The organism is Flavobacterium chungangensis, from assembly GCF_042654045.1.
GTDB classification, from domain to species: domain Bacteria; phylum Bacteroidota; class Bacteroidia; order Flavobacteriales; family Flavobacteriaceae; genus Flavobacterium; species Flavobacterium chungangensis.
The window spans coordinates 180692-192845 of the sequence record NZ_JBHSFY010000012.1 but is presented as its reverse complement, the minus strand read 5'-3'; the positions used below and the strand labels follow the sequence as shown (position 1 = coordinate 192845).

General features: G+C 34.8%; 14 protein-coding genes. 10 read left to right on the top strand and 4 right to left on the bottom strand.

Annotated elements, in window-relative coordinates; genetic code table 11:
- Nucleotides 1-89 precede the first annotated feature (89 nt).
- From ACFO3N_RS18410 to ACFO3N_RS18380, 7 genes are all read left to right on the top strand, one after another.
- On the top strand, nucleotides 90-1130 hold the full coding sequence (locus ACFO3N_RS18410) for a cupin domain-containing protein (RefSeq protein ID WP_208110891.1): 1041 nt from the start codon (nucleotides 90-92) through the stop codon (nucleotides 1128-1130).
- Nucleotides 1131-1141: 11 nt separating this feature from the next.
- Nucleotides 1142-1861 (top strand): YoaK family protein, encoded by a 720-nt coding sequence (locus ACFO3N_RS18405; RefSeq protein WP_379800183.1) that lies wholly within the window; start codon nucleotides 1142-1144, stop codon nucleotides 1859-1861.
- Entirely contained in the window at nucleotides 1845-2297 is a 453-nt protein-coding gene (locus ACFO3N_RS18400) for a redoxin domain-containing protein (RefSeq protein WP_379800181.1), read from the top strand. The genes ACFO3N_RS18405 and ACFO3N_RS18400 overlap by 17 nt, the downstream gene beginning before the upstream one ends.
- 13 nt (nucleotides 2298-2310) lie before the next feature.
- Nucleotides 2311-2826, top strand: coding sequence for a DsbA family protein (locus ACFO3N_RS18395; protein ID WP_379800179.1), 516 nt, complete (start codon nucleotides 2311-2313; stop codon nucleotides 2824-2826).
- 115 nt (nucleotides 2827-2941) lie between these two features.
- Nucleotides 2942-3814 (top strand): formate dehydrogenase accessory sulfurtransferase FdhD, encoded by an 873-nt coding sequence (gene fdhD / locus ACFO3N_RS18390; RefSeq protein WP_379800177.1) that lies wholly within the window; start codon nucleotides 2942-2944, stop codon nucleotides 3812-3814.
- Between the two features lie 18 nt (nucleotides 3815-3832).
- Complete coding sequence (locus ACFO3N_RS18385; protein ID WP_379800175.1) at nucleotides 3833-6199, top strand: FdhF/YdeP family oxidoreductase; 2367 nt, start codon at nucleotides 3833-3835, stop codon at nucleotides 6197-6199.
- Between the two features lie 234 nt (nucleotides 6200-6433).
- Entirely contained in the window at nucleotides 6434-7252 is an 819-nt protein-coding gene (locus ACFO3N_RS18380; RefSeq protein WP_379800173.1) for an alpha/beta fold hydrolase, read from the top strand.
- A 130-nt stretch (nucleotides 7253-7382) separates the two neighbouring features.
- Here the strand turns inward: ACFO3N_RS18380 and ACFO3N_RS18375 are convergent, their stop codons facing one another.
- Nucleotides 7383-8102, bottom strand: coding sequence for a hypothetical protein (locus ACFO3N_RS18375; protein WP_379800171.1), 720 nt, complete (start codon nucleotides 8100-8102; stop codon nucleotides 7383-7385).
- Between the two features lie 369 nt (nucleotides 8103-8471).
- Between ACFO3N_RS18375 and ACFO3N_RS18370 the strand changes: the two genes are divergently transcribed.
- A complete protein-coding gene (locus ACFO3N_RS18370; protein ID WP_379800169.1) occupies nucleotides 8472-8777 on the top strand; it encodes a hypothetical protein in 306 nt (101 codons plus the stop codon).
- A gap of 158 nt (nucleotides 8778-8935) precedes the next feature.
- Here the strand turns inward: ACFO3N_RS18370 and ACFO3N_RS18365 are convergent, their stop codons facing one another.
- Nucleotides 8936-9880 carry an alpha/beta fold hydrolase gene (locus ACFO3N_RS18365; RefSeq protein WP_379800167.1) on the bottom strand — a complete coding sequence of 315 codons (945 nt, stop codon included), beginning with the start codon at nucleotides 9878-9880 and terminating at the stop codon, nucleotides 8936-8938.
- Nucleotides 9881-10165: 285 nt separating this feature from the next.
- Here ACFO3N_RS18365 and ACFO3N_RS18360 point away from each other — a divergent pair, with 285 nt between their 5' ends.
- Nucleotides 10166-10357, top strand: coding sequence for a cold-shock protein (locus ACFO3N_RS18360; protein WP_095930400.1), 192 nt, complete (start codon nucleotides 10166-10168; stop codon nucleotides 10355-10357).
- Nucleotides 10358-10525: 168 nt separating this feature from the next.
- Here the strand turns inward: ACFO3N_RS18360 and ACFO3N_RS18355 are convergent, their stop codons facing one another.
- Entirely contained in the window at nucleotides 10526-10978 is a 453-nt protein-coding gene (locus ACFO3N_RS18355; RefSeq protein ID WP_379800165.1) for a PLP-dependent aminotransferase family protein, read from the bottom strand.
- A gap of 250 nt (nucleotides 10979-11228) precedes the next feature.
- Here ACFO3N_RS18355 and ACFO3N_RS18350 point away from each other — a divergent pair, with 250 nt between their 5' ends.
- Entirely contained in the window at nucleotides 11229-11696 is a 468-nt protein-coding gene (locus ACFO3N_RS18350) for a GNAT family N-acetyltransferase (RefSeq protein WP_379800163.1), read from the top strand.
- A 77-nt stretch (nucleotides 11697-11773) separates the two neighbouring features.
- Here the strand turns inward: ACFO3N_RS18350 and ACFO3N_RS18345 are convergent, their stop codons facing one another.
- Entirely contained in the window at nucleotides 11774-12154 is a 381-nt protein-coding gene (locus ACFO3N_RS18345; protein WP_379800161.1) for a hypothetical protein, read from the bottom strand.

Below are 12154 nucleotides of genomic sequence, written 5' to 3'. Positions count from 1 at the left end.
ACGAATTCAAACTATACTCAGCATATATCTTCAATAGCTTTACAATAGAATTAAAAACCAATACAATTAATCATCAAAAAGCTATTATTATGACTACCGAATTATTAAGTTTCAAATACGAACTAGAAAAAAAAGAACCACGCACCAATGACGGCGGAACAACAAGAGGAGCTTCCGTAAAAGATTTTCCAGCTTCTATTGGCATCGCAGGAGTTTCCATGAGATTACAGCCGGGAAGTATGCGCGAATTACACTGGCACGCAAATGCAGCAGAATGGGCTTATGTGATTTCTGGAACTGTGCGCACCACGATTATTCATCCAAATGGTAAAAGCTACACTGATAATTTTGAACCGGGCGATGTTTGGTATTTTCCAAAAGGATACGGGCATTCAATTCAAGCAACAGGAACAGAAGAGTGTCATTTTATTTTAATCTTTGATAATGGTAATTTTTCCGAAGATCATACTTTCAGCGTTACCGATTTTGTATCCTGCATGCCACCAGAAATTGTTGCTCAAAACTTGGGAATTACTTTGGAAGAAGTGGCCGCATTACCTCAAAAAGAAGCCTATTTCGCAGCCGGGATTGTTCCTGACGAATTATCATTTACTGCCGCTTCCCGACCTGAAGAATCAGATATCGAATTGACCAATTTACACCGTTATCCCTTGCATTCTCAACAACCTAGAATAATTCCAGGTGGCGGTTTGCAAAGATTGGTAACAAGCAAAGAATTTCCTATCAGTACCACAATGGCGGGATCTATTATAGAATTACAGCCAGGCGCTTTAAGAGAAATGCATTGGCATCCCAATGCTGATGAATGGCAATATTATATTTCTGGTCAAGCCGAAATGTCTGTTTTCTTAGCAGAAAGCACAGTTGTTACCGAACAATTCAACGCTGGAGATGTCGGTTATGTGCCAATGGGTGCTGGACATTACATTAAAAACACTGGAAATACAGTTTGTAAAATCTTAATTGGGTTTAATAGTGGTACTTATCAATCTATTGATTTAAGTGAATGGCTTGCTGGAAATCCGAAAGATGTGGTGGTAACCAATTTTGGTTTGGAAGAAGGCGAAATTGAAAAATTTCCTAAAAGCAAACTGTTTATTCAACCGTAATCATAAGTATTGTGGATGTCCAAACACAGTTCATAGATTCGTCTGAACAAACTAGATCGCAGGAGAAACTTGCCATATTTTTAGCCTTTATTGCAGGCTTTCTTGATGCTGCTGGTTTCCTAAAATGGAAAGTATATGTCTCTTTTATAAGCGGAAACAGCACACAATTGGGAATCGCTTTATCCAGTGGCAAACTCAATGTACTTCTTTCGTCTATAACGGTAATTGGCTGTTTTGTCTTCGGAATATATGCTGGAACCTGTATTTCGTTGTGGAGAGAATCCAAAATTCAGACACTGCCATTTTATATCGTTTCAGGGATATTGATTGTCTATACAATGGCATCCAATTATTATACGATAAACAACGGATTGTCGATACCTATCATTCTTTTTTCAACTGGTGTTATGAATACCATTGTAACGTCTGTTGGAAGTCAAAAAATAAATACCGATTTCGTGACGGGAACATTGAATAGTCTGGCTAGAAATACAGCCATGTTAAGTCTATCTCGCAATAAAAGCAGTCGAAAGTTTTATAAACTCAACGCTCTTCGACTTTTACTATTATGGATTGGCTTTTTGCTAGGGGCGTCTGTCGTACCAATTATACTTCCGTTATTGAAAAATTGGACGCTTATTTTGCCTGCTTCATTACTACTTGCTTGTGCATTTTTGCTGCCAATTACTGACTTTAACCTTAAAAATAAATCTTATGCTGAAGAAAAATGACGTTGCCCCAGATTTTACCTTATTTGCAACACCCGATCAAAAAATCACTTTATCAGAATTTAAAGGAAAAAACGTGATTTTAGCTTTTTATCCTGCCGACTGGAGTCCAGTTTGCAGCGACCAAATGGCACTTTACAACGAAATGCAGAACTATTTCAATAAATATGATGCTACAATTTTCGGTATTTCTGTAGATAGTAAATGGTGTCACATGGCCTTTTCTCAATCAAGAAATCTGCATTTTCCTTTATTGGCTGATTTTGAACCAAAAGGAGACACTTCAAAAAAATATGGCGTATACAATGAGAAAGAAGGCGAATGCAATCGAGCCCTTTTTGTAATTGACAAAGAAGGAATTATACAATGGAGTTATATCTCGCCAATGGCTATAAACCCAGGAGCAGATGGAATTCTTGAAGCTTTAGAAAAACTATAAAAACCAATTAATTATGTCACTAAAACCAGCGGTCAGTAAAACTGATCATATACAAGGAAAAAAAGATGCCAGTATAGTAATCGTAGAATACGGAGATTATCAATGTCCCTATTGCGGTGCTGCTTATCCAGTTCTTAAAGAAATGATGAAGAAATACGGCAAACAGATAAAATTTGTTTTTAGAAATTTTCCGTTATCAGAAATGCACCAATACGCCCGTCCAGCAGCAATTGTGGCAGAAGCCACAGCATTGCAGGGAAAGTTCTGGGAAATGCATGATGCTATCTACGAAAATCAGAGAATTCTAAGTGAACCTTTTTTATTAGAATTAGTAGAGAAATTGGAGCTAGACCCACATCAATTCAATGTCGATATTAAAAAATCTGAGCTTGCCGCAAAAGTAGATTCCGATTTTGAAAGTGGCATTTTAAGCGGTGTAAATGGCACACCTTCTTTTTTTGTCAATGGTAGAAAATTTAACGCAGGCGCAGAAGATCTCTTGCAACTGATGAGTGAAATCGTGAAATAAATAGTTCGAAAATTAAATATAAAAATCGAATATTATGCTCTCAATTAATGAATGAAAGTATATTTTTTGAACCTATTTTTAATTAAATTTACGTAACAACTTCAATTACAATATCATGGAAATAAATTATACGGAATTAGTTTCCATCAAGCACGTAAGTGTTCAAAGAATAGAAAATAATGGAACCTCATCGTTTTTAGATACGCTTTCTGTTGAAGAACCTCTTGAAATCAGGCTTTCTTACGGTTCTAATTCAGAGAGAATTCAAAAGAATATTTCGGTTACCATGCGAACTCCGGGCAATGATATTGATCTCGCAATTGGTTTTCTGTTTACAGAAGGAATTATTACTTCTTTTGAAGATATTCAAGATGCTTTTGCAATAAAAATGAATTGCTTGTCACAAAAACAAAACATTGTTCAGGTTGATCTTAAAGAAGGTTTTACTCCAAATTTGATGCAGACGGATCGAAATTTCTATACGACTTCAAGTTGTGGCGTGTGCGGAAAAAGTTCTATTCAATCTATAAAAACGGTAAGCCCATTTGGAAATTTAATGAGACCGCAAATCCAGATTCATGCATCTATTTTTTATCAATTACCCGAAAAATTAAGAATTGCTCAAAGCGATTTTGAATCCACTGGCGGTCTTCATGCCTCAGGGCTGTTTAATATTCAAGGCGATTTGATTCTTTTAACTGAAGATGTTGGAAGACATAATGCATTAGATAAATTAATTGGAAGATCTCTTGCTGATCAATCACTGCCACTAAATGAACATATTTTGCTTCTAAGCGGAAGAGCAAGTTTTGAGCTAATCCAAAAAGCGGCAATGGCTGGAATTTCTATTATTGCTTCTATTGGCGCTCCATCCAGTTTGGCCGTAGAACTTGCGGCAGAGTTTAATATTACACTTTTAGGATTTCTAAAAGAAAATCGATTGAATATATACAACTCATCAGAACAAACCGTAATCGTCACACAATAGCCATTAAACCATAATACAATGAAGAAAGATCAACAACAAAAAACAGATGATTTAACCCATAAATTACCTGAAGCAGAAAATCCGTACCAGCTTTCGAAACTTAAATTAACAAAAGTAGAAAAATGGGCTGCTGGCGTTCCTGCGGTTATGGCTGCAGTAAGCGATCTTATAGAAGATAAAACCATTCTAAGAGGTGGAAAAGCTTTGTTTAAAATGAATCAAATGGGCGGTTTTGACTGTTCCAGCTGTGCATGGCCAGATCCTGATGATGATCGATCTCCATTGGGCGAATATTGTGAAAATGGAGCAAAAGCCTTGGCTGAAGAAGCTACAACCAAAAAAGTTGATGCTGCTTTCTTTAAAGAAAACTCTGTTTACAGTCTTTCAAAATTAGACGATTACCAAATTGGAAAAATGGGAAGATTGACCGAACCGATGTATTTACCTATTGGCGGTACACATTATCAGCCCATAAGTTGGAATGAAGCTTTTAAAAAAATTGCCTCACATTTAAATGCGCTTGAATCTCCAAATGAAGCGGCCTTTTACACTTCGGGAAGAACCAGTAATGAAGCTTCCTTTCTTTATCAGCTTTTTGCAAAAGAATTCGGAACCAACAATATGCCGGATTGTTCCAATATGTGTCACGAAACCTCTGGAACGGCTTTGAAAACTACAATCGGAATTGGAAAAGGAACGGTTACTTTAGAAGATTTTTATGATACCGATGTGATTGTAATAATCGGACAAAATCCAGGAACAAATGCTCCGAGAATGCTGAGTGCTTTAGAAAAAGGCAAAAAAAATGGCGCAAAAATTATTGCGGTTAATCCGTTACCCGAAGCTGGCTTAATGGGATTCCACAATCCGCAGGCTATAAAAGGGATAATTGGATCAGGTGGAAAACTTACAGATCTTTTTCTTCCTATAAAAATAAATGGTGATATGGCACTTTTAAAAGCTATTGAACTTTTGCTAATTGAATTGGAAAAGAAAAATCCAGGTGAAGTTTTTGATCATGAATTTATCAAAGACAAAACAACTGGTTTTGAAAATTTTGAGAAACAATTTGAAAATTTAGACTTAGATCATCTTGCCTTTCTATCTGGAGTTCCAAAAGATTTAATTATCGAAGCTGCGGAAATATTGGCTTTCAAAAAAAGAATTATCGTTTGCTGGGGAATGGGACTTACACAGCAGCCAAATGGTGTCGATATGATCCGAGAGATTGTCAATATTTTATTGATTAAAGGAAGTATTGGTAAACCCGGCGCAGGAGTGTGTCCCGTTCGCGGACACAGTAATGTTCAAGGAAACAGAACCATGCTTATTGATGAAAAACCTACAAATGAGCAATTAGATCGTCTTGAAAATTACTTTGGATTTAATCCGCCGAGAAATCATGGTTATGATGTAGTTGGAACGATAAAAGCGATTCATGACGAGAAAGTAAAATTTATGTTCTGCATGGGCGGTAATTTTCTATCGGCGGCACCAGATACGACTTATACCGCAGAAGCATTTCGAAAACTGAAACTGCTGGTGTGTGTCTCGACAAAACTCAATAGAGGCCATTTGATACACGGAAAAGAATCTCTTATCCTTCCTACACTTTCCCGAAGTGATATGGATATCGTTAACGGCGAAGTGCAGATTATTAGTACAGAAAATTCTATGGGCGTGGTGCAGTCTTCAAAAGGCGTGCTTAAACCTATATCAAATCAATTGATAAACGAAACTCAAATTGTCTGCCGAATGGCGATGGCGGTTCTTGGAGAAAAATCAGTTATCAACTGGAAGCGATACCACGACAGTTATGATGATGTGAGAGAAGCTATAGAAAATTGCATTCCAGGTTTTGAAAATTACAATAGTAGAGTTCGCGAAAAGGGCGGTTTTTATTTGCCTAATGCTCCTCGCCATGGTCAATTTACGGCTAAAGAATCTGCTGATCGTGCGGCATTTACTTTAACAGAAATTCCGGATAATGAATTGAAACCAGATGAATATATGATGGCCACAACTCGTACGCATGACCAGTTTAATACTACTATTTATGGTATGGATGACCGCTACAGGGGAATAAAAAATGAACGACGTGTTATTTTTATGAATCAAAATGATATCGATAAAGCAGGATTTAAAGCGGGAGACAAAGTAGATCTCTTTAATTATAATGATGGCATTGAAAGAATTGCGCCTTTATTCCTTATCGTTTCTTATCAAATTCCAGAGCGAAATACGGTCACTTATTTTCCGGAAACCAATGTTTTGGTTTCTGTAAATAATGTGGTGAAAGAAAGCAATATGCCGGCATCTAAATACGTGAAAATAAAAGTAAAAAAACACGATCCTGCCATTTACGAAAAGATAAAACACATATAATTCTTTTCAAATAAAAATAAGTTAGCGAAGACTTTTGAGGCATTTATTTAGATTAAAAATAGTAATAGCGCTGTTACAATTCATTACTTAATCTAGGTTAATCGACTGCTCTTCTCTTCCTCTATAAATTTGTCAAAGAAATCTAAGTCAAATAAAAAATGATAAAAACTTAGAATTTAACGACAATATCAAAATTAGGATACTCTTAATTTTATTAATCTTAAAACCAAAAAAATGAGCACAATTACAGTAAAAGACGGAACAGAAATTTATTATAAAGATTGGGGAACAGGACAACCTATCGTTTTTCACCACGGATGGCCTTTATCAGCAGACGACTGGGATGCGCAAATGATGTTCTTCTTAAAACAAGGATATAGAGTTATTGCTCATGACAGACGCGGACACGGTCGTTCTGGTCAAAGTTCTGAAGGCAACAATATGGAAACCTATGCTGCAGACGTAGCAGAATTGACCGCTGCACTTGACTTAAAAGATGCGATTCATATTGGCCACTCAACTGGCGGAGGCGAAGTAATTCGCTACGCAGCAAAATATGGAAAAGGACGTGTATCTAAAGCCATTATTATTAGTGCTGTTACGCCAATCATGATCAAAAATGAGGCAAATCCTGATGGTGTCCCATTGTCTGTTTTTGATGAAATCAGAGAAGGAACCGGATTTAACAGAGCACAATATTTCTATGATTTCCCAATCGCTTTTTACGGATGGAACCGCGAAGGAAAAACAATTCAAGAAGGAATTAAACACAATTGGTGGCGTCAGGGAATGATGGGTTCTGTACTGGCTCACTATGAAGGTATTAAAGCTTTCTCTGAATCCGATTTTACTGAAGATTTAAAAAGTTTAGACATACCTGTATTGGTTCTTCACGGAGAAGATGATCAGATCGTTCCATATAATCAGGCACCTAAAGCTGCTGCTCTTTTGAAAAATGGAAAATTAATTTCTTATCCTGGATTTCCTCATGGTATGCCTACAACAGAGGCAGAAACTATCAATAAAGATATTTTAGAGTTTATCAAAAAATAAGAATCACAAGTAAAACAAGAATAAAAGGCCATTAGATGTAATGTTTAATGGCCTTTTTTATAGCACAAAAAGACATCGTTTGAGAAAACCCCATCATTACTATTCAATGCAAGAAATCAAGCATTTTACTTTAGAATAATATCGAAAACCCTTTAGTATATTTTATAAATAAATCGATTAAAAGTAGTATCGCGATCAGAATAATAAGAACTAACAAATATGTAATTGTCTGGGCTTTTCTATTAAATTCAAAAGTTTGAGGATTAATAAAATAGTCCGCATAGACAGTCGGGGAAATCTTAATGTGCGGGCAAAATAAAACGACGCCCTGCAGAAAATGACCAATCAGCAGATATTTATTTTTAGGAATATAAGTCATTCCGTTGTCAGCTCTGGAAAAATGAATGGGAATCTGCTTCCCGTTCTTAAATCCAAAAATATAGCTAGGCGAATATTTTGTTCCTATTTTTCTATCGATATCACTTACGTAAGCTTCCTTGCTCTTTTCCAGATCCTTATATAAAACACTTTCAACATTGCCATTATACTGGTGTTGGTGCATGCCATAACGATCCACAGAAATTGAAATGACCTTCTTCTGTTTCTGACGCTGATAATTCTTAAATAAAATCCATATCGCCCAAAGCAGTAGAGGAAAATATATAAGGTCAAAGATTAGCTCTCCTTGAGACAAAGGACTGTTATGCTCCAGCTGCATACTCAAAGGTATTCCAATAAATAAAGAAAGCATTGCCAGGCACAATAATCCAAACATCAAATACATTAACAGAGTAGCTGAGATATGACGTTCAGAAGATACTTTTGGAAAATTTTCTTTATTATAAATCATTTCGTAATAGTGTTAAAAAACTCAAAATCAAAAACTTTTAAAATTAAAACCAAGCCATACTTTTCTTATACTGCAAAAAAAATTCACTTAAGATTTACAGCGTACTATTTTCGCAGTTTGAAACTCTTCGTAAATTATCCAATCCTCACGAAAATACAAAAAAAAATACCACACGATTTACATTTAACCGCATAGAATATATCTAGTATTAACGTTATCCCCTGCTCTCTTATGCTATGCAAACAAATAAAAATTCTAGTAATCGATAAGATATTATATAACTCCACAGCAGAATTGTATAACTAAAAAGATTGAAGTGCACATTATTTTTGGCATATACAATTTATAGAAAACAAAATGAATTACATTATGAAAAAAGCAACAGCAATCCTTCCGGTTGTTATATCAGTTTCTCAATCCGGCACACAATCTGACATGAATTTCACAAATACAGCAATTCAGCACATACAAAATTCAAAGCTTTTAGGCGATTTATACCATAAAAGTGAAGATGAACCGGACTTTGACTGCGAGTTTTTGCATGCAGCCCACGACATAAGCGACTACGAAAGCATAATTGATCCAGAATCTGAAGATGAACTTTTGGATGAGTTTAATGATAATCAATGGGATGCAGATATCTACGATCCGTATGTAGAATCAACCTATTATTAAACAGAAGGGATAAAAATAAAAAACGACAGAATTATCGGTGGAGAAATCTATACTCAAGTATATTAAACAATTATCGCACACCATTTTAGCATCCTGTTTTTTATTATTTATTTAGTTCAGTATCAGAATGGGTTCCTATTTTTATTTATGGTCAGCTTTTAATTTTTATCTAGGATTTGTTCGATAATTATTTTTTGAATTTCTTCAGGCTTTTCCATAAGTACAGAATGTCCAGCATCTTCAAACAGGAATATTTTCTTCTTTGGCGCTTTGAGATGTTTAAAATAGTCTTCTGCAATGACATGATTAGTCTGGAAATCTTTCTTCCCGATGAAAAAATAAACCGGACAATTAATTTTTGGAAGTTCTTTTGGAAGATTTTGAGTGACGGCCTTATTCCAGGTAGGTAACCATATTTCCGACCAGCTTTTAAGATACTCTTTCACAGCAGTGGTGTCTTTATCTGCTAATGGCTTTCCATCGTAACTAAACATCCATTTTCTGGAATAATATAACGATTCGTATTTTTTAAAAGGAATTGTAACTGTATTGAGCTCTTTTTCAGCTGTCAGATTTCTTTTTTCTTTTGCATCTGCTTTCAGTTTGCTAAGCAGTAATTGTTCACTTCTGCTCTGATTCACTACAGGACTAAAAGCGATATAAGCATTCAGTAGCTCCGGATGTTTTTCAGCCATTTTAAAACCAAGAACCGTTCCCCACGATTCCCCAACAAGATAGAGTTTCTTTTTATTGAATTTTTTCAAAAGAAGCTGTAGGAGTTCATAAGTATCATTTTCCATTAATTCCAATGTAATAGGTACAGACGATCGGTTTAAAGCAAGTGTCCTGCCCGTTTCCCTTTGGTCCCATTGCACAACTGTAAAGTGATTTTGAAGTTTGCCCGAGAAAACATCAGCTTGGTTCATTCTAGAACTGCCCGGACCGCCATGTAAAAATAAGATTAAAGGCAAATCATTATTTCCTTTATATGAGATTACCTGTTTTATTCTGCCGATTGATAGAGTATCATAATGGGTCTGTGCAAATGATCTGCCTAAAAACAGAACCAGAAGAATGAGTGCCAGATTTACTTTATTTTTCATTAGTTTACAATTGGATTATCTGAATAGTTCTTTCCAACTAAAATAATGATTTTTAATATTTTAATACATTAAAATATTAAATTTAATCCTAGCAAAAATCTTTTTTCTCTTTTTCAAACCAAATTAATGCTACTGCCTACCCAATTTATTTAAAAAATTCGTTATCAGTAACTATTCATAAATATGCAATTGTTTTTATTTAAAGTTAATTAAAACATAATTTAAAATTATTTCCTAAGCTGCTATTATTTAATAGAGTACATTTGACCAAATTAAATATTTAATATGCAAGAAGGTACAGTAAAATTTTTCAATGAGGAAAAAGGATTCGGATTTATAACTCCTAATGATGGAGGAAACGAAATTTTTGTCCATGCCTCAGGTCTATCGGAAAACATCCGTGAAAACGATTCAGTTCGATATGACATCCAAGAAGGCCGAAAAGGTCCAAACGCAGTAAACGTAATCGTAGCATAATATATACTATAGTACAAGTTTATAAAGCACCTGTCCAAAAACAGGTGCTTTTTTATTTAAATGATTCCTAATAACTATTATGTGGTCCACAGGAATTTCATTTATGACTGCAACTTTTTCGCTTAAAGTGTTACTGGCAAACCTTTTTTTAAGCATACGACGAAGCTGCTATTCCGGAATGCTGCTGTTTTTAATATCCTCTATAATTTCATCCACGCTTTTCTGATCCGTTGCCCAAGAAGTGATTAAACTTACTGCTGCTCTGCTCTCGTCAATCTCTTTCCAGACATAAAATGCAAACTTTTCATGTAGCGAGGAAATCACAGTTTTAGGCATAATTGGAAAAATCTGGTTGGTGGCAGATTCGGTTAAAAATTCATAACCAGCCTCTTTAATCGCTTCGGCAATCTGCGCAGCATACTTATTTGCTTTTTCAGCCAGAACAAAATACAAATCTTCCTTGAAGAGTTCATAGAACTGGATTCCTAACACCCTTCCTTTTGCCAGAAGCGCACCACGTTGTTTGAGAACATAGTCAAACTCACTGCACAGCTGTGAATTCTTAAATACAATAGCTTCGCCGACAAGAGCACCGTTTTTTGTCCCACCTATATAAAACACATCGGTAAGATTTGAAACATCAGATAAAGTAAGATCATTAGCTTCAGCAGTAAGCGCATGGCCGAGTTGGGCACCGTCATAAAAAGAAATAAGTTAAGCTGTTTTTCCAACATTCTTCTGACAATGATCAAAAATATTTTCAAAAATAATATATTAGCTTTTCTTTTTTAATGACAATTAGTGATTCTAAAATAATTTAGATTCGATTGTAGCCGATAGAAAAATAGCAATTAAATAAAATCTTTCATAAATGGAAAAAACTTTTGAATTTACTGTTGAAAATTGTGATAGGAAAAGCACAAAAAAAATAATCGACGGAATTATTGAATACAATTTAAGTAAAGTTGCAGCAACTAATCATATTTACACTCCATTAGAATTTACAGTCAAAAATGAAAAAGGAACTGAGATTGGCGGAATATTAGCAGAACTTGGATATTGGAATGACCTTGAAATAAAAGTTTTGTGGGTAGAGGAAAGTTATAGAAAAAGAGGGATCGGAACTTTACTTTTACAATATGCTGAAAAAACAGCAAAAGAAAAAGGAGCCGAAATCTCAATGCTAGATACATTTGACTTTCAAGCAGAAAATTTCTATTTAAAAAACGGATATGAGCCAATTGGTGAAATTAAAGATTTTCCAAAAGGGCATCGAAGGATATATCTATCAAAAAAACTAAATATTAAAGCATTAAAAAATAAACACTTTAAAATATAAAATAGAATAAAAAAAAATCAAGATCTTTTTTGATCTTGATTTTTTTACAATGTTATTTAAAATAAAACCCTATTGGTTTACTCTACTAATTCATAATCTCCTTGGTCAACATATTTAAGAACCGCTTTATAGTTGCTTCCTATAATTTGTGCCGTGTTATTGCCATTAGCTAGTACCACTGGGTTAGTCAAAGAAGTACTTGTTGTAAAAGTCATTGTATACACCGTTCCATTTACAGAATAATCTACTATAAAAGGTCTGTTTATATCAACGAAATTAGTTTCAATCCTTATTCCATACTTTACATTGGGACTGATGCATTCGTTTTCAGACAGTTTTGTTCCATCAGCATGTACAAAAGAAATACCTTTAGTATAGATAGGTGTTTCTTCATGTTCAGAGCAGCTCAAAAACAGAAATAGTACTAGTGCTAAAATATAGTATTGCTTAATTTTCAT

Bases quoted from the DNA above. Each gene is read 5' to 3' on its own strand.
- ACFO3N_RS18410 (WP_208110891.1), top strand. From the start codon at position 90: ATGACTACCGAATTATTAAGTTTCAAATACGAACTAGAAAAAAAAGAA.
- ACFO3N_RS18400 (WP_379800181.1), top strand. From the start codon at position 1,845: ATGCTGAAGAAAAATGACGTTGCCCCAGATTTTACCTTATTTGCAACA.
- ACFO3N_RS18395 (WP_379800179.1), top strand. From the start codon at position 2,311: ATGTCACTAAAACCAGCGGTCAGTAAAACTGATCATATACAAGGAAAA.
- fdhD (WP_379800177.1), top strand. From the start codon at position 2,942: ATGGAAATAAATTATACGGAATTAGTTTCCATCAAGCACGTAAGTGTT.
- ACFO3N_RS18385 (WP_379800175.1), top strand. From the start codon at position 3,833: ATGAAGAAAGATCAACAACAAAAAACAGATGATTTAACCCATAAATTA.
- ACFO3N_RS18380 (WP_379800173.1), top strand. From the start codon at position 6,434: ATGAGCACAATTACAGTAAAAGACGGAACAGAAATTTATTATAAAGAT.
- ACFO3N_RS18375 (WP_379800171.1), bottom strand. From the start codon at position 8,102: ATGATTTATAATAAAGAAAATTTTCCAAAAGTATCTTCTGAACGTCAT.
- ACFO3N_RS18370 (WP_379800169.1), top strand. From the start codon at position 8,472: ATGAAAAAAGCAACAGCAATCCTTCCGGTTGTTATATCAGTTTCTCAA.
- ACFO3N_RS18365 (WP_379800167.1), bottom strand. From the start codon at position 9,880: ATGAAAAATAAAGTAAATCTGGCACTCATTCTTCTGGTTCTGTTTTTA.
- ACFO3N_RS18360 (WP_095930400.1), top strand. From the start codon at position 10,166: ATGCAAGAAGGTACAGTAAAATTTTTCAATGAGGAAAAAGGATTCGGA.
- ACFO3N_RS18350 (WP_379800163.1), top strand. From the start codon at position 11,229: ATGGAAAAAACTTTTGAATTTACTGTTGAAAATTGTGATAGGAAAAGC.
- ACFO3N_RS18345 (WP_379800161.1), bottom strand. From the start codon at position 12,154: ATGAAAATTAAGCAATACTATATTTTAGCACTAGTACTATTTCTGTTT.